Source organism: Janibacter sp. CoH_79_TC_3, from assembly GCF_058197955.1.
This window is the reverse complement of the sequence record NZ_JBXWIV010000005.1, coordinates 83,527-101,778: the sequence shown is the minus strand read 5'-3', so window position 1 is coordinate 101,778 and position 18,252 is coordinate 83,527. Positions and strand designations below refer to the sequence as shown.

At 41.8% G+C, this 18,252-nt stretch carries 14 protein-coding genes; 9 read left to right on the top strand and 5 right to left on the bottom strand.

Going from position 1 to position 18,252, the window contains the following annotated elements; translation table 11 throughout:
* Positions 1-201 precede the first annotated feature (201 nt).
* A complete protein-coding gene (locus AC2FA3_RS06800; RefSeq protein ID WP_490508930.1) occupies positions 202-1,581 on the bottom strand; it encodes a NarK family nitrate/nitrite MFS transporter in 1,380 nt (459 codons plus the stop codon).
* Positions 1,582-2,141: 560 nt separating this feature from the next.
* Here AC2FA3_RS06800 and AC2FA3_RS06795 point away from each other — a divergent pair.
* The 3 genes from AC2FA3_RS06795 (at position 2,142) to AC2FA3_RS06785 (ending at position 6,187) form a co-directional block, all read left to right on the top strand.
* Positions 2,142-4,199 (top strand): histidine kinase, encoded by a 2,058-nt coding sequence (locus AC2FA3_RS06795; protein WP_490508929.1) that lies wholly within the window; start codon positions 2,142-2,144, stop codon positions 4,197-4,199.
* Positions 4,200-4,327: 128 nt separating this feature from the next.
* A complete protein-coding gene (gene narL, locus AC2FA3_RS06790; RefSeq protein WP_144297175.1) occupies positions 4,328-4,987 on the top strand; it encodes a two-component system response regulator NarL in 660 nt (219 codons plus the stop codon).
* 147 nt (positions 4,988-5,134) lie between these two features.
* Positions 5,135-6,187: a cytochrome P450 gene (locus AC2FA3_RS06785; RefSeq protein ID WP_490508928.1), complete on the top strand. Its 1,053-nt coding sequence runs from the start codon at positions 5,135-5,137 to the stop codon at positions 6,185-6,187.
* Positions 6,188-6,277: 90 nt separating this feature from the next.
* On the opposite strand, the gene AC2FA3_RS06780 is transcribed toward AC2FA3_RS06785, so the two are convergent.
* Positions 6,278-7,756: an MFS transporter gene (locus AC2FA3_RS06780; protein WP_490508927.1), complete on the bottom strand. Its 1,479-nt coding sequence runs from the start codon at positions 7,754-7,756 to the stop codon at positions 6,278-6,280.
* Positions 7,757-8,101: 345 nt separating this feature from the next.
* Here AC2FA3_RS06780 and AC2FA3_RS06775 point away from each other — a divergent pair, with 345 nt between their 5' ends.
* The 3 genes from AC2FA3_RS06775 (at position 8,102) to AC2FA3_RS06765 (ending at position 12,378) form a co-directional block, all read left to right on the top strand.
* The gene (locus AC2FA3_RS06775) at positions 8,102-8,500 is read left to right on the top strand and encodes a TehB family protein (RefSeq protein WP_490508926.1); all 399 of its coding nucleotides are present in this window, start codon (positions 8,102-8,104) and stop codon (positions 8,498-8,500) included.
* A gap of 116 nt (positions 8,501-8,616) precedes the next feature.
* On the top strand, positions 8,617-9,534 hold the full coding sequence (locus AC2FA3_RS06770; RefSeq protein WP_490508925.1) for an HpcH/HpaI aldolase/citrate lyase family protein: 918 nt from the start codon (positions 8,617-8,619) through the stop codon (positions 9,532-9,534).
* Between the two features lie 570 nt (positions 9,535-10,104).
* On the top strand, positions 10,105-12,378 hold the full coding sequence (locus AC2FA3_RS06765; RefSeq protein WP_490508924.1) for a nitric-oxide reductase large subunit: 2,274 nt from the start codon (positions 10,105-10,107) through the stop codon (positions 12,376-12,378).
* Positions 12,379-12,530: 152 nt separating this feature from the next.
* On the opposite strand, the gene AC2FA3_RS06760 is transcribed toward AC2FA3_RS06765, so the two are convergent.
* Both AC2FA3_RS06760 and AC2FA3_RS06755 read right to left on the bottom strand, forming a co-directional pair.
* Positions 12,531-14,051: an ATP-binding protein gene (locus tag AC2FA3_RS06760; protein WP_490508923.1), complete on the bottom strand. Its 1,521-nt coding sequence runs from the start codon at positions 14,049-14,051 to the stop codon at positions 12,531-12,533.
* Position 14,052: 1 nt separating this feature from the next.
* Positions 14,053-14,760, bottom strand: a complete 708-nt coding sequence (locus AC2FA3_RS06755; protein WP_201609004.1) for a heavy metal response regulator transcription factor — start codon at positions 14,758-14,760, stop codon at positions 14,053-14,055.
* Between the two features lie 292 nt (positions 14,761-15,052).
* On the opposite strand from AC2FA3_RS06755, the gene AC2FA3_RS06750 reads away from it, so the two are divergent.
* The 3 genes from AC2FA3_RS06750 to copM all read left to right on the top strand — a co-directional run bounded on the left by AC2FA3_RS06750 (position 15,053) and on the right by copM (position 17,280).
* Positions 15,053-15,754: a DUF411 domain-containing protein gene (locus tag AC2FA3_RS06750; protein ID WP_490508922.1), complete on the top strand. Its 702-nt coding sequence runs from the start codon at positions 15,053-15,055 to the stop codon at positions 15,752-15,754.
* A 171-nt stretch (positions 15,755-15,925) separates the two neighbouring features.
* On the top strand, positions 15,926-16,393 hold the full coding sequence (locus AC2FA3_RS06745; RefSeq protein WP_490508921.1) for a DUF305 domain-containing protein: 468 nt from the start codon (positions 15,926-15,928) through the stop codon (positions 16,391-16,393).
* Positions 16,394-16,515: 122 nt separating this feature from the next.
* The gene (gene copM, locus AC2FA3_RS06740) at positions 16,516-17,280 is read left to right on the top strand and encodes a CopM family metallochaperone (RefSeq protein WP_490508920.1); all 765 of its coding nucleotides are present in this window, start codon (positions 16,516-16,518) and stop codon (positions 17,278-17,280) included.
* A 158-nt stretch (positions 17,281-17,438) separates the two neighbouring features.
* On the opposite strand, the gene AC2FA3_RS06735 is transcribed toward copM, so the two are convergent.
* Positions 17,439-17,954, bottom strand: a complete 516-nt coding sequence (locus tag AC2FA3_RS06735; RefSeq protein WP_201543648.1) for a hypothetical protein — start codon at positions 17,952-17,954, stop codon at positions 17,439-17,441.
* Positions 17,955-18,252: the final 298 nt, after the last annotated feature.

Sequence of the window (18,252 nt, the reverse complement as noted above, 5' to 3'; positions counted from 1 at the left end):
CACCTTAGTAGTAGCTGCTAAAACTGAGAACTCATTTAAAACACTATTAAATCTAAGTTATTAATGATGATTAATAACTCAAAAGTCGTTAACAAGTATTTAAAACAAAAAAAGTGCTACTTACGCTGGCAAGTAGCACTATAAAGAGAGACGTTTGAATTAAAAGAAATATCCTTAATAGCTTTATATAAGTGAATCAGCTTAACAAGGAATCTCAGCGTTAGGACGGCTGTAATACCACCAAGTTAATACAATACAAAGAACATAAAAGACAATTAAGGCGATAAAAGTGCCATCGACGCCCAGTCCTGAACCGAACATCTTCGGTACAAAGAACGCGCCATAGGCGGCGACTGCCGAGGTAAACCCAACCACCGCTGCAGACTCTTTACGTATCTCGACAAACAACTCTTCTGTCCCTGCTTTTTCAGGCTCACGGCGGTCATGAAAGGTTCTAAAAATAACCGGAATCATGGTAAAGGTCGAGCCGTTACCGATACCTGTGGTGATAAATAGCACCATAAAGGAGATAAAGTAGCCAACGAAGCTGCCCTCATGGGTTTCGCTAGGTAGGAAATACATCACCGCAAATACTGCCAATACCATCACAATGTAGTTCCAAAAAGTGACTTTTGCGCCGCTGGTTTTATCAGATATCCAGCCACCTAGTGGACGAAATAGTGCGCCGACCAGAGGACCTAAAAAGGCAAATTTAAGCGCATCAATAGCAGGGAACGAGTTCTTAATCAACATCGGAAACGCGGCTGAAAAACCAATGAACGAGCCAAAGGTCGCCATATAAAGGATACACATGATCCAGTTATGTTTGCGTTTAAAGATAACCGCTTGGTCTTTAAAAGAAGCCTTGGCGGTGGCAATATCGTTCATGCCAAACCAAGCCAGCGCTGAAAATAGTAGGATAAAGGGTACCCAGATAAAGCCAGCATTTTGTAGATAAAACAATTTACCGCTTGCAGAAACTTGCGGATCGCCGCCTAAGCTACCAAAGGCTGCTACCAATATAATCATCGGTACCACAAACTGCATGACCGAGACGCCAAGGTTACCTAAGCCGGCGTTTAAACCAAGTGCAGTGCCTTGTTCCGCTTTTGGAAAGAAGAACGAGATATTGGACATGGACGAAGCGAAGTTACCACCGCCAAAGCCGCAAAGCAGCGCAATAATGGCGAATGTCATAAACGGCGTTTCAGGATTTTGTACCGCAAAGCCCATCCATAACGCTGGAATCAACAGAGATAAAGTCGATATCGCTGTCCAACGACGACCACCAAAAATCGGGACCATAAAAGAATAAAAAATCCGTAGCGTTGCCCCTGATAGACCGGGCAGCGCCGCTAACCAAAATAGCTGTCCGCCATCAAAATCAAAACCAATCTCTGGTAAGCGCACGATGACCGCGCTCCATACCATCCATACCGCAAACGCTAATAGTAAGGATGGAATGGATATCCATAAATTTCTACGGGCGACTTTTTTACCGCCACCCTCCCAAAACTCTTTTACTTCTGGTCGCCAGTCAGTGATGAGCTTACCACCTTTGGAGTTGTAATCATTGCCCATACTATTCCTCACTTAATATCATCTATGCTTAGTTATAATGGATATTTTTATAATGCTAAGTAGCTATAAAAATTGTCATAGGCAGTCGTTTTATTGATTTATGATGACCGCTTATGTATATGTTAGATTGATGCGGAAAATTTATATTGGTTGCCAAGGCGTTTTTTATGACCGTTAGCCATGACAGTTAATCGTGTCAAGCAATCATGACAACCAATGATGATAACTATCAATCTTATAAAAATGATACCTCACAGTACTTCGTTATCGCGATGAAGAGTATTCATACATAGTGGTATACTGATGGCTAAAAGGGGTATATTAGGCGCAGAGTTATTACCAAAAGTTTGCTTTTTTATTGATCAGTAAGCGTTTTTGTTATTTTAAATGTTTGTTTTTAAAGGCCTGTTTTAAAGTGGTCTTTTTTGAAGTATTGAAGTACGGTAGTTGCGAATCTAATTACGTTTAACTTACTTTAAGTGCGCTCGCTTTTAAACAGAGCGCTTCACTGGCCATATTTAACCCTTTTTTCCGCTAATTTTGCTGGGTGAATGCTATTCATGAGTTCTAATCAACGCAGGCAGTCTTTAGCCCTTCATGCTTGGGGCGCTATTATCATCATTGCCATCTTATCTTTGATGTCGGCGCTAGGGAGTGGGGCACTGGCGTGGGTCGCAAAATCTGATGCTGAAGCCATTAATACGGCAGGCTCAATACGCATGGCAACCTATCGTATCAACTTTCAGATAGCGACAGATTTTTCTGATGACCATCCTTTTAGCCCAAGTTTAAATATTCGCCAAAACGACGTAAGCGATACAGAGAATAAGCAGAGCGCCAAACAAGACAAATTAGACTTCGCTAATAAAACTAACCCTGAAAAGATAGATATTCTCAGTCGAGACATGGAAAATCGACTCGAAGAATTACAGGTTTATCAGCTAACGAGCGCCAATAGACATGTGCGCATCAATGAGCAGCTTAATGAGATAAAAGAGCAATGGTATCAAGATTTAAAGCCGGCGTTATTAGCGCAAGACAAGCAAGGTTTTTATAGCGTTTCATCGCGTTATATCGAAGATGTGAATCACTTTGTCGGTGAGCTGCAGTACCGAAACGAGCAGCGCCAGACCTGGCAGCAAAACCTACAAATACTTTCATTGATACTCATCGTTATTATGGTATTTATCGGTATGCGCCGAATGCAAAAATTGGTACTCCTGCCCATTAAGCAACTAATTACAGCCAATAATGAATTTAAAAGAGGTAAGAGCCAGACTCGGGTGTCAATCAAGGGCTATCGAGAGTTTGAAGTGCTGGGTAATTCTTTTAATGACATGGCAAGTACGATTGAAACCTATCAGCGCTCGCTTGAAAGTGAAGTGCAGATAAAAACCCAGCATCTCGTCAAAGCCAATCAAGTACTGTCGCTGTTTTATGACTTTTCAAAATCGCTGACCACCAGCCAAGTGAGCTTATATCGGCTCGATGCTTTGATTGCAGATTTTAGTAAAACCTTGCCGCATTTAGAATTTACCTTGTGTATCCAGAATAAATATATCACCAATAAAAACTCAATCGTGCTGCATGGCGACCAAATGAAAGAGCTGTGCAAAAAGCTTAGCTGTGACAGTTGTATCACTAAAAATGGCGAGCATACCAAGACCTATCCCATTGTCCATCAACAAGAAGCGTTTGGAGAATTGCGCGTGCGACCAAAGTCGGCACTGGTGATGAATCGCTCTTTTATCGCTGATGATGGTATTAATGATAATAATGAGACTGGTAATTATATAACGCCTGAACAGCGCATAAGAATGACAGAGGCAGGGAGTATTTTCCCGTTTAGCAGTCCTGAATTAGATGCACAAAATAACGAGCTCATCGTCTCGCTGACCAACCTAATCAGTACCGCGCTATCGCTGCGTAAACAAAGACAGCAAGAGCATCAGCTGATTTTATTTGAAGAGCGCTCGACCATTGCCAGAGAATTGCATGACTCTTTGGCGCAGTCGTTGTCTTATTTAAAAATCCAAGTCAGTGTTTTAGAGCGCCACCTCAAAAACCAAATGAGCGAACCAGAGGCAGCCGCTATCTATCAGAATATCGAACAAATAAAGGTGGGTTTGGGTTCGGCGTATCGGCAGCTAAGAGACTTATTGGTAACGTTTCGTTTAACCATCGATAATGATAATTTTGATGAAGCATTGCATGAAGCCGCTAGTGAATTTGCTTTAAAAGGCGGGTTTATCATAAAGGTAAACAATGACATTATGACGCTCAATTTGAGCGCTCATGAACAGATAGATTTAATTCAGATTGCTAGAGAAGCGCTATCGAACATCAGTCGGCATGCACAAGCGCAAAATGTCGAGATTCATCTGCAGTATGAAGAAGGTAATAAGCATATCCTCATGCGTATCATCGATGATGGCGTTGGCATGTCAGGCAGTGTCGATCAAACCCAGCACCATGGCTTGATGATTATGAAGGAGCGCGCTCACAATATCGGCGGCGAGCTCATCGTGACTGATAATAAACCACGCGGCACCATTATCACCGTCAGGTTTGAGCCCAACTTCTTTGATGAAGAAAATAATCAGGACGCTTATTTATAAGTTAAGAGAACGATAGTGTTAAGCGCTTAACTTATTGTTATGACGTTTAATTTTTTGCCTGATTTGTTTAGTTAATACGTGTTAAATAATAAAATTCTTGTACCATTTTTTTTATTTGTGAGTATGTTATGAGCACCAAAGTTTATACCAGTACGTCGCCCGCGCGCCTATTATTGGTCGATGACCATCCGATGTTACGCCGCGGCATCTCTGAATTATTAAGTCTTGAAGACGATGTCAAAGTCGTTGGTGAAGCCAGCAATGGTCAAGAAGCATTGGCATTTTTGGAAAATAACGATGTCGATTTGGTGATACTTGACCATAAAATGCCGGTGCTCACCGGTATCGAAACTTTACGAGAAATCAAAGCCCGCAACATCAATACCAAGACCGTATTGTTTACGGTTTCAGATAGCGGTGAGGACGTACAAGAGGCGTTAAAATTGGGCGTCGACGGTTATCTGTTAAAAGATATGGAGCCTGAGCTGATTATTATTGATATCAGAAAAATACTGCGTGGCGAGTTGGTTATTAGTCCCAACTTAGCTTCGATACTTGCCCAAACGTTGCGCACACCTAGTATTGAAGATATCGCCAGTAATCTGACCAGTAGAGAGCTACAAGTCATTCAGATGATTGCTGAAGGGCTGAGTAATAAAATGATTGCCAATAATCTAGATATTGCCGAATCAACGGTAAAAGTACACGTTAAGCATATCCTCAATAAAACTGGTCTGCGCACGCGGGTAGAGGCGGCGGTGTGGACAGTGAATCATTTGTCTAAGTAAAGAGGGTCTTAAATCGTACTGTTTTATCCGTTAAAACCTTATAGATTTGAGCATTTTATGGGGAATCATGTTGATAAGATTCCTCATAAAATCTTTAAGAAATAGAGATGCTCTACAAGACTCAATACACTGCTGTAAGGATTTATTATGACATCCAGCTTACTTGACCAAAAAACCATTAATTTGAATGCTGAGGTCATTATTAGTAAAGAAATTGACCTGCGCGCTTTGACTGATAACTTACGTCAGCAGCATGATGTGATAAAAGATGAAGCAGGTGAGTGGGTGTTATTACGCCATGCTGATGTGGTGGCGGCTGCTTTAGATGACAAGCGATTTTCTAGTCAGGTGTCGCGTTTTTTGCAAGTGCCCAATGGTTTGGACGGCGCAGAGCACGAGCATTTTAGGGTGCTGATTGATAGCTATCTTAGTAAAGAAGCGCTGATGCCTTATGTCCCTGTATTTAAAAAGGTAGCAACAGAATTAATGAGTGAGCTACCAAAAGGTAAAACGCTCAATGCAGTCGATGATATTATTCGCTTGGTGATAAGCCCGTATCGTAATGCTGACGCAATGGCTGGCATGTTTAGCGCTAGCATTGCTAAAAACAGCATTCATATGAATAGCATCACCGCTCAATTATGCTGTGAGCGCATCAATGGGCATGAGCTAAGCGAAGCCGAGCTGGTTTCTATATTACGTAATTGGACAGGCGGTGATTTGGGTTCTATTGCTTTATGCGTGGGCGTTATTATCGCTTATATTGCGCAGCATCCTGAGCAAGTAAACGTTTGGACAAAGGCTTCTGATAGCGAACTCGAGGCCATCATCGACGAGATATTACGTATCGATGATCCATTTGTCTCGAACCGCCGTATTACTACTTGTCCCGTTTCCATTGGCGCGCATAAGCTACCTAAAGGAGCACGAGTACAATTAAACTGGACGTCAGCCAATCGCGATGAAGTGGTATTTGGCGACAACGGTTTTGCCCCCGAAGCGCATGCCGCCGCTAATCTGGTGTATGGTATCGGAAAGCACGTCTGCCCAGGGCGGGTGCTTGCTACTTGGCAGCTTAGAATCGCCACCCAAGCATTATTGACCTATTTTAAAGACTTACTGTTAGCGGCGGATTTTCCTTTAGAGCGTGAGCCGCCGCCATTAGGTGGTTATAGCAATGTGCCTGTCGTGTTAGGCTAGAGTAAATTGCGATAAGTGTAGCGCGCATTAAAAACCCACTTAACTCTAGCTAAGTGGGTTTTTGTTTTTTATCGAAGATATTATTAATAACTAGCCTTGTTCTGCCGCAATCTGCCGATCGACAGAGGACATTTTATATTCATCACCAAAGGCATCTTCAGGTTCTTCCAACCAGAAATAACATACAATCCACGCAATAAATGCGCCGACCGCGATGATATAAAAGAACTGGTTAGGCTGTACAAAGGTGTAAATGAATAAGTAAAATACTGCGCCAACGTTACCATAAGCGCCTGCCATACCTGATATCTGACCGGTTAGACGACGCTTAATCGAAGGAATAATCCCAAACGTCGCGCCTTCTGCCCCTTGTACAAATACCGAACACAAAATGGTAAACACCACGGCGATAAATAGCGGCCACTCAGCATTGAGCACGCCCATCAGCACAAAACCAATGCCAATACCAAACATATAAATCAGCATGACCAAACGGCGATTACCGACTTTATCAGAGATATAACCGCCAAGGGGACGCGCCCATAAATTCACAAAGGCAAAAGTTGACGCAATCAAACCTGCTACGGTTGGATCCAGTTTCCAAGTCGCCGCAAAGAACATCGGCAGCATGGAAACCACTGCTAGCTCTGCGCCAAAATTAGCAAAGTAACTCACATTTAGCGCAGCGACGGACTTAAAGGGGTATTTATCATCTTCTGGAATACCGGCTTTAATAATTGGTACATTCACACTGATGGCTTTATAAATCTGATAGACAATCATCAATACCAGCACGCCGTAGCAAGCGATAGCGCCCGTCATACTTAAGAAATTCATCGCTTGGGTGCGATAAACCAGCAATCCCAATACGCCATATAAAGGAATAATAAATAAGCAATATAACCACAAGTCTTTCCAAGTAGAGACTTCTAAAGCCCCTGATTTTCGTGCTTTTTTATGGGTGCCGACCTCTGATCCATCAGTAATTAAAAACCAATAAGCCACGCCATATACAGCTAATAGCAAACCAGATAAGGCAATTGCCCAGCGCCAGCCATCGTCACCACCAAAAAACTGTAAGGCTACAGTGGGTATGGTAATAGCAGCGGCGGCGGAACCAAAGTTACCCCAACCGGCATAGAAGCCTTCAGCAAAGCCAATGTCTTTTGGCTTAAACCATAAAGCGGTCATATGAATACCGACAACAAAACCTGCGCCAACGATAGACATAAATAAGCGCGCGACGAATAGCTGCATGGCAGAATCGCCAAAAGCGAAAAACCAAGTCGGTATCGCCATCACTATCATAAGGATAGAAAAAACGCGCCGAGGACCAAAACGGTCTAATGCCATACCAACGATCACGCGACCAGGAATGGTCAAAGCGACGTTGGCAATAAGGAATAATTTAATATGATCTGAGGTCAAATAGCTTTCGGTCTGTAGCATCGACGTGGCAAGCGGCGCCATATTGAACCAAACATAAAAGGTGAGAAAAAAGGCAATCCACGTATAGTGAAGTGCCCTTATATCACGGCGTTCAAGCTCAAGTAACTCTTTTGCATGCATGATAATGTCCCCATTATAAATTCTGATGCTGGTAATGGGCACAAGATAGCAACAAGCAGGCTGCATAACTATTGAGCGAAAGCAGTATAAGTACGCCTTTCCCTACTACTTAATAGGGACTAAAGCGTGACTTTACAGTTTTCATTATTATCCGTCGTCAAAAATATGAGAGTAGCAAAACGTTTTTAAAAATGTTATTTTATAAAAACGATAATTATTATCATTAAATATTTTATTTTTATCGATAAAACTTTCTGTTTTAAGATAAGTAAAAATAAAAAGCATTAAGATAAATAACAATAGGGCTAATAATTCTAATCTAATGAAATAAACCAAGGAGCTATCATGAGTGACGCTACCACAAATCCAGTCATCCCAAGCCATTGGAAAATCAAACGTTCAACCCACTTCTTTACCAAAGACAAAGTCCCTAATGCTTTATTGACCCATCACAATACGGCAGAGGGCGTATACGGGCAAATATGTGTCATGCAAGGCACGGTTACTTTTTATGGTTTTGCCGATGAAGCTGCGACTGAACCAGAAAAAACCATTGTTATCGAAGCAGGGCAGTTTGCTGTCAGCCCGCCGCAGTATTGGCACCGTGTAGAGTTAAGTGATGATGCCCAGTTTAATATCAACTTTTGGACAGAAAGTGAGACAGGCAATAAGTCGATGTTTAATAGCTCTAAAATCCACAGTAAACCTATCGAAAAGTTGTTTGATAAACCAGAAGAATCTTAATCGTTAAAGATATTTTTCTATAAAGTTATTGTGCTATTACAAGTGCTTTTGTCATGGCACAATAATGCTGAATGTTGATAAGATGGATATTTATCTATTCATCTAGGGAATCAAGCATGTCAGCTTCCAGCAATCAGCCTGCGCATAAAAACATGGGCATCGATATCCATATTGAATCGCCAAGTTACCGAGCTGTCATCAAATCACTTGCTGATACCAAGACATGGTTATTTGTGCCAGCAACGCGAATAGATCGGATAGCCAAAGCTTTTGCCAGTGGTGCGGATGCGGTGATTGTTGATTTAGAAGATGCGGTTGCGCAAACAGACAAAGCCCAAGCTCGCGCGGCTTTGAAAGACTATTATGATGCTCAACATGAGGCTAAAAGCTATCGCCCGATTTGGCTGCGTATTAATCAAGCGGGTAGTGCTGAATTTATTAAGGATTTAGCGCTATGTCAACAGTTGCCTAAGCTGGCAGGTGTCCTGTTAGCAAAAGCGGAACAAGCAGCAGATATCGAAAAATTTTACCAACAGACAGGTCTGCCCGTGATTGCCTTGATAGAAAGTGCGATGGGCTTATACCGTATTGATGAGATGGCAAAAGCGAGAGGACTGTTTACATTTAGCTATGGATTTTTAGATCTATGCAACGACCTACAAGTACAAGTGGGTACCGCGTCAGCGGATATCATCGCCAATCAAATTCGCTATCAGCTTATTCTGACTTCAAAAGTCCATCAATTGCTCGCGCCTATTGATAGTGTGTACGCAGACTTTAATGACAGTAAAGGTCTGCACAAGCGCGTGCAGCTATGGTCACAGATGGGTATGTCTGGCATGCTTTGTATCCATCCTAAGCAAGTAGACATCGTCAAGCAAGCACTGCAACCGACAGACAGTGAACTTGAATTTGCGCAGCGGGTAATCGAAGAATACGAGCGCAGTGGGCAAGCAGTTTTTAAAGTAGAGGGTAATATGGTCGATGCGCCGGTCATTGAGCGCAGTTATCAGCTGTTATCGCTTGCCGAGTAAGTAGAAAATTGAATGCGGCGTAATCTATTTAACAAATATTCGAAAAGATTGTAGTAGATAAAGTAAACTTAAAAAACCAGATAACGTAGCGTTGTCTGGTTTTTTTTATGCATATTCATTCAGCACATTAATTAAGCACAAGTTTTTGTTATCCTGAGTTTTTTTATCTAAATTTGGTTATGAATAAAGAAGATAACTGACGGTTTTATAAAGAGTGAACGGTGCAGTTTATGATAAAAATGAGAATAAGTCGAAATAACTCTTAACATTCATATTAAATGAATGTTAAGATGTTTCCAATTTGATGCTAGATGTAAATAATCATCAAATAATTTTAGCCAATGAAGCGATAAAATCTATCCATTTGGCAATGACATCATCTTGAATTTGAGCCTTTACTTTTAATTCTCAATCTATATTAGGCTTAATATCATACATGATTATTCATAGATTTATCGCAATAGGCAACTTTAGTTTTTTATTTTTGGAAACGTTATTACACTTATAAAAATTCATTTTAAATGTATGTTTAAGTGTTCAAATTATCTATCTAGCCATTAGGAGCAAGATATGGGCGAATATAAGAAGTATTGGTGGGGCTTAATCGCCGTCCTCGTGGTCACCTTTACCTTTTTAGGCTGGGGCGGCGTGGAAGTTTATCGTACCGCACCTCCTATCCCTGATCAGTATATTGACAGCAATGGGAAGGTTTTAATCACAGAAGAAGATATTTTAGACGGTCAATCTGCTTGGCAGCGTACCGGTGGACAGCAGCTAGGCTCCGTACTCGGGCATGGGGCATATCAAGCGCCTGATTGGACGGCAGATTGGTTACACAGAGAGCTTGTGGCTTGGTTAGATATCAGAGCACAAGAATTATATGGGCATGATTTTGCCACTGCAACAGACGATCAAAAAGCGGTGCTCAATGCGCAGTTGAAAAAAGAATACCGTGGTAGCAATACCAATGATAAAAATCAAGTGGTGTTGTCTGATACGCGTATCGCCGCCATCAATGAAGTCGCGCCTTACTATATCGGTCTATACGGTAATGAGCCTTCATTGCAAAAGTCGCGTGAAAACTTTGCCATGAAGAACAATACTTTGGCAGATCTTGAAGACAGACAAAAACTGACCAACTTTTTCTTTTGGACCACTTGGATTGCGTCTACCAACCGTCCTGGTACTGACGCAACTTATACCAATAACTGGCCGCATGAGCCTTTAATTGATAACGTACCAACCTCAGAAAATATCATGTGGTCTATTGCCAGTGTGGTGTTCTTAATTGCTGGGGTTGGTTTCCTCATTTGGGGTTGGTCATTCTTACGTAAAGAAGAAGACGTTAAGGAAATCACACCAGATGCTGACCCATTAACCAAAATAGCGTTAACACCTTCGCAAAAAGCGTTGGCAAAATACGGTGTTTTAGTCATGGGGCTGTTTGTCTTTCAGGTATTTATTGGCGGTTTCGTCGCGCATTATACCGTTGAGGGACAAGAGTTTTACGGTATTGCCGTCTCAAATTACTTCCCATACTCGTTAGTACGTACGTGGCATGTTCAGGCAGCATTGTTTTGGATTGCCACCGCTTTCTTAATGGCAGGCTTGTACTTAACGCCGCTTATCAATGGTGGTAAAGATCCTAAATACCAAAAATTGGGCGTTGATATCCTCTGGGTGGCACTCATTATCGTGGTCGTTGGCTCGTTTATTAGTCAATACTTTGCGATTGCCGGCATTATGCCTGCAAAATACAACTTCTGGTTTGGTCATCAAGGCTATGAATTTATTGACCTTGGTCGCTTCTGGCAGATTTTAAAATGGGTTGGCGTATTGTTCTGGTTGGTATTAATGACCCGTGGTTGCTTACCAGCATTTAAACAGCCAGGTGATAAAAACTTATTAGCCATCTTCTTTGCCTCAGTCGTTTGCGTGGGTTTATTCTACGGTGCCGGCTTGTTCTACGGCGAGCGTACACACTTGACCATCATGGAATACTGGCGCTGGTGGGTGGTACATTTATGGGTAGAAGGCTTCTTTGAAGTATTCGCCACCGTATCATTGGCTTTCATTTTCTATAACTTAGGCTTGGTCAACAAAAAAATCGCCACAGGTTCTGCCATCGCTTCAGCCGCACTATTTATGCTCGGCGGTGTCCCAGGTACCTTCCACCATTTATATTTTTCAGGCACAACCACGCCAGTGATGGCAATCGGTGCGTCATTTAGTGCTTTAGAAGTTGTACCCTTGGTTGTATTAGGTTACGAAGGTTATGAGCATTGGTCTATGCAGCGTCAAGCGCCATGGATGAATAAACTTAAATGGCCTATCATGTGTTTCGTTGCGGTCGCATTCTGGAATATGTTGGGTGCAGGGGTGTTTGGCTTTATGATTAACCCACCTGTGTCGCTGTTCTATTTACAAGGGTTAAATACCACGGCCGTTCACTCACATGCTGCTTTATTCGGAGTTTATGGATTCTTAGCAATCGGGTTTGTCTTACTGGTCATGCGTTATATCCGCCCAGATTATGTATTTAGTGAAAACCTTATCAAAACCGGTTTTTGGGCGCTAAATGCAGGCTTGGTATTGATGATTGTCACCAGCTTATTACCGATCGGTATTTTCCAAGCGCACGCATCAATGACCGAAGGTCTCTGGTACGCTCGTAGTGAAGGTTTCTTACAACAAGATTTCTTACAGACACTACGTTGGATTCGTACCTTTGGTGATGTGGTCTTAATCACTGGTGCTGTTTGTGTGGCATTGCAGGTTGTTAAGTTTGCCTTTGCAAAACCATCACATTCAAACTACCAACCTGAAAACCCTGTAAATGATTAATATCTAAGTCATTAACAAGGTTAAAGAATGAAAAAGCTCTGCAATGGCAGGGCTTTTTTAGGGCTTAAATAAAAGTATTTTCTAATAAAAAACGTTTAATAAAAAGCTGTTAATGAAAATACGGTTTAAGGTTAAACTCTTTACTTTTTTTATTAAGCAATCAGGAGTTTGATACTGACCGCAAAGTAATGTTCATCTTTGACAGTGATGGCTATTTTACCATTGTGGGCGTTGACAATCGCGTGCACAATCGATAAACCTAAGCCTGTACCTGCATGCATCGATATGGTTTTATGATGGCGATAAAAGCGCTCTGATAATTTATCTACTTCTGCTTGCGTCATTGGTGCGGTTAGACGATTGGTAAAAGTAATTTGCAGGTACGAGATAGGCATGCCTGATAAAGATAAAACCTGCCCACTACTTGCAACGTTATCCGTTACAGTTGCGGCGCTAATATAAATAATACTATCACTGGCGGCATAATAGACCGCGTTAGCAAGTAAGTTGGCAAACAGCCTTTGCAATAAGCTTTCATCACCAAGCACAGCTTTAAACTCACCTGTTTTCTCAAAAGAGATAGCACGGTCTTCCGCTATCCATTCATAATAATCAATCATCTTAGTTAGCAGTAGATCGCTATCCACGCGATGAAATTGCGAATGAATCAACCCTTTTTGAGTTTTTGCCAGTAGCAGCATATTGTTAATGAGATTGGATAACTGCGCTAAGGTGTCATGCTGATGATGCAGCTGCTCGATATATTCTTGGTTATCTCGCGGTTTACTAAGCATCACTTGGGTTTGGGTGCTAAGAGTAGCAAGCGGTGTGCGCAGCTCGTGGGCGATATCGTCTGAGAAGCGTGAAAGCGATGCAAAATTGTGCGCCAGCTTATCCATCATCGCATTATACGTCTCAGCAAGCGGGCGCAACTCACTGGGCATATCAGCTATCACAATTCTATCTTCGAGCTGTTCGGCATTGATGCCGCTCATTTTTTGCCTAATAGTCGCCAGCGGCGTAAAGCCCAAATGCACACTAAAAGCGGCGATAGATACTAAAATAAAGGTAATGGCGATTAAAATCATAATCAGCTGACGGTTAAATTGCGCCAAATACTGATGATGAACATCGATGGGTAGGGCGATGAGTGCCAAGCGATTGGCGTGCTGAATGATAATAGCGCGATAGTGGCGCTCGTTGATAGTTAAATTAAACGGCTGCTCATGATGTTTTTGCCACAGATTTTTAACGGCACCATCATTGCTCGATTGATTGATAAAACCTGCGGGCACACTAATAAGGACTTGCCCGTTATTATCGGTAATGACAGTTTTGACTTCATAGTCGATGCTAGCGTTCTGCAATGCTAACGTCTGCTGAGAAAGTAGTATTTCCTTTTTAGAGTCAGCATCGGTAGTAGTAATATTATTATTAATGTTGGCAATGCCACCAGTATTCATAGTGTCGCCGATGTGATTGCTGTCCATATATTGGCGTAAATTAAACGCCGCATGGGTCAAAATCTCTGCATCCATTTGCTCAAAATGGTCATTAACCGAGCGCTGTATCCAAATATATAGAAATATCTGGGTGACGATAACGCACAGGCTTAATAATAGAATAGTGCGCCACAATAAAGATAAGCGACCATCTGTCGCAATCGGTGTCATATTACTGACTCATCGCTGTGATGTCGCTATTATCAATATGGTCGAGCCGATAACCCATGCCGCGCACCGTATGAATCAGCTTAATATCGAAATCATCATCGATTTTAATCCGCAAACGCCGTATCGCCACGTCAATCACATTGGTGTCGCTATCGAAATTGATATCCCATACTTGCGAGGCAATCACAGAGCGCGGCAGCACCTCACCCTGTCGCTCAAGGAAAAACTGCAATAGCGCAAACTCTTTTGCAGTTAATTTAATAATCTGGCCACCACGCGATACTGTGCGTTTAGCAATATCCATTTTTAAATCGGTAATCTGTAGCACTGTGCTGGCATAATCGGTTTGATTGACGCGGCGCAATAGGTTTTTGATTCTGACCAGTAGCTCAGCAAAGGCAAAAGGCTTGGTTAGATAATCATCGCCGCCGATTTCTATGCCCTTTACGCGGTCGCTTAAATCATCTTTTGCCGTTAGAAATAATACTGGTGTCAGTTTGCCCGCTGCCCGATAATTGCGCACCAACTCAAAGCCACTCACATCGGGTAACATCACATCCATAATGACCACATTAAAATCCTCGGTCATCAAAGCATGATAACCGTCTAACCCAGTTGTATGATGCTCAACGATAAAACCCGCTTCACTTAAGCCTTTTTTAATATAGTCGCCAAGCGATATTTCATCTTCGACCAATAGTATTTTCATAGCGTATATATGCTCATTATTCATGCTCATTATTTATGATATTTTTATGCTAGTGCAGTTGCGATATTGCTAGATTTTCTGCCATCAATCATAGAGCAATGGCAGCGCTATTCCTATGCTAAGCTGACAAGATGACAAAATTGTCATCTTAGCGTCATCTGCTTGTCAGGCTGACGTTGTTATAATTTTTATATAATATTTTAACGCTAGACCTTATTACTGTTACTACAACTACCAATGTTATGCATTTCTAAAAATACCTGCCATTTTTACCATTAATGAGACATTTACTATGGTTATCCTTGCCACTAAATTTGGTCGTCAATCTAAGTCTGGTCAGCTAAACCCTAACCAGCTCGTAAAGAAATCTCTACGCGGCAGCTTGATGATATTAGCAGTGTCGACACTTTTTGCCTGCAATCAAGCCGATATTAAAGCAAATGCTAATGTAGATACTGAGGCAGATAGCGGGAAAGCTAGTCTAAACTCGGCGCAAACCCAAGTTTCGGTGAATAATACGTCGGCGGATAATGTAGAAAACACCAACCAATCTGCTACGATAAATACTAAAGCCCACCATTCTGATTTACTCAAAAACGTCTCAGCGACCGTTTATAAAGACGTCAATTGCGGCTGCTGTAAAGACTGGATGGAACATGCGCAAAATAATGGTCTGACAGCGACGAGCCAGCATCCAAAGGATTTGTCATTATTCAAAGACCGCTATGGCGTGCCGACTGAAATGCGCTCATGCCATACTGCGGTAACGACTGATGGTTATGTGTTTGAGGGTCATGTACCCGCTAAATATGTTGCTCAGTTTTTAGCCAATCCACCGGCACAAGCAATCGGGCTTGCCGTGCCTGGTATGCCAATGGGCAGTCCGGGGATGGAGTATCAAGGGCAGTTTGCGCCTTATCAGATTATGCAAATAAACAAAGATGGTACCAACCAAGTATATGCAGATATTGAGTCTGCTGAGCAGCAGTTATAAGCTCATAGCATAAGAAACGAATAAAATAATGAACTAACTAATAAAGAAAGGAACTAATAAAGTAAAAAACGTCTTTGATTAAACACCTTTAACAATAAATTAACTTTTAAATAGCCTAAGTACCATATAAATAAGAAAAATAATTTAAGTAATGTAGAAGGACGCTAGGGTATGCAGCATTCAGAACAAGAAAAAATGAATCCATATATAAAGTTTTCACTGATAATTTTAACATCGACGATAGTCATGTATATCATGATGTACTTCAATACCTATCAATGGGAGCACGTGTATTTTAGCGAGACCAGAGCATATATGGCACTGTATATGGGCGCTGGCATGGCGGTCATTATGCTGGCATTTATGGGTAATATGTATAAAAAAACCAAGGTCAATCTTATGATTTACGGTCTTAGCGTTTTGATGTTTGCCGTGGGTATTTGGGGCGTCAGATCTCAAGCAACCGTCGATCAAGTTGACTGGATGCAAGCGATGATACCGCACCATTCGATTGCTATTTTGACCAGTAGTCGCGCTGATATCGAAGACCCAAGAGTACAGAAACTTGCCGATGATATTATCGAGGCGCAAAAGCGTGAAATCGCTGAGATGCAGGCGCTTATTGAAGCGCTTAAATAGAGCGTTTCATAAGTAATTATTTTGAACTAACAGCATTTAACCCATTCGTTTAATAGTTTTTTTATTGGTAAATCTTAACTGATTTACCATTTTTTATTTTCTACTTACATAAAGGATATACCATGAAAATCACTCATTATTCACGTCTTGCCGTGCTCACCGCTAGCATCAGTGCGGCATTGCTAATCAGTGCCTGTCAGCCTGCCAATGAAAAGGCTGCGACAGCGCCTACTACAGAAAACACAGCGGTAGTTAATGATACTAATAATGTTAACGATGCAGCCGACGCTACGGGTCCGCACGCCAGTCACGATATGTCCGCGGGCGCAATGGCAGATGCTGAACATATGACGCCAATGCATCGAGCGTACAATAACTCTATGGTAAAGATGCATGACGAGATGATGGTCGGGATGGAATATAACGATCCAGATGCTGCCTTTGCAAAAGGGATGCTAGGTCATCATATTGGCGCGGTTGATATGGCAGAGATTCAGCTGAAATACGGTACTGATAAAGAGATGCGTCAACTGGCACAAGAGATCATCGATGCTCAACAAGCAGAAATTGAGCAAATGCAAGCGTGGCTAGCCAGTCATCCTGATACATCTGAAGCAACACCGGATACCAAAGTCATGCAACAAGCCTATGCCGATGGTATGGACGCCATGCATGATGAGATGATGGCGGGTATTGCTGATCCTAATCCTGATATGGCATTTGCACGTGGCATGTTGCCGCATCATGTTGGCGCGGTCGATATGGCAAAGGTTCAGCTGAAATATGGTAAAGATGCCGAAATGCGACAGCTGGCGCAAGCTGTCATCGATGCTCAGCAGTCTGAGATTGAGCAGATGCAAAACTGGATTGGCAAACAAGATAGTTAGAAGCAAGGTAGCTAGAATAAAGTCGCTAGAAGCTTGGCGTAATATTTTGCTTAATTAAATATCAATAGAAAACCCAGCTAAGAGCTTCTTAGCTGGGTTTATTTTTAGCTTATTATTCAACTGTTAATCAATTGTTAAGCTTTTGATTCGTTATATTTTTAGACATTTTTACCATGTTGCTTTTGCTGAATATCTTTTGCCAAGTTATAGCATTCATTGATATGGTCGGTGGCAATTTTTTTGAAAATCATATAGCCCATTGTACCTGCGACCAGTTGACCACCTAATGGGATAAACTTGGTCACTTGCTTGGCTGCGATACGACCACCAAAGCCTTGAACCGTCTTTTTGACGATACCACGAGTTGCCATTAAACCGGCAAAATCAATCGTACGATTTTTTAACTCTTTCCAATGTACTGCACGTGATTCTAAATCAACAGCGCCTTGACGATCTTTTAGAAGCCCGAAGCGCTCACTGATCTCAGGCAATAACATAGTCAGCATGCTGGCATCGACTGCCACATCAAAAAACGGCACAGGAACGATAGCAACACCAGCAGAGACTCTAGCGCGTCTTTTGACCATAGCAAGACATTCTTTTTTCACTTGCTCAAGATCTAAATTCGGATCAATGGTATTAGGCAGTTTTTCAGCAGTTGGTGTGGTTTTCATAAAGCGTCCTTAAAATGTTTAAAAAACAGAAAATAGTTAATATAGTAAAAGCAAAAATGGCAAAATGATAAGTATCTTATAGGTTCTTAGATGTTTACCATTTTATGGATTTATAAGCCTTGTACAATCATTGCTTTGTAGCAAAATGCAGAAAATTACAGTCACTCTGCACCGTTTTTGTAAATAAGTAACGGCTTAGCAAGAAGGCGTTTAGAAATAAGCCGTTTTTAAACTTTGTGTGCCATGCATGGAATATAAATTACGCCATCAGACGCAGCGACGCAATCGCTAAACCTAG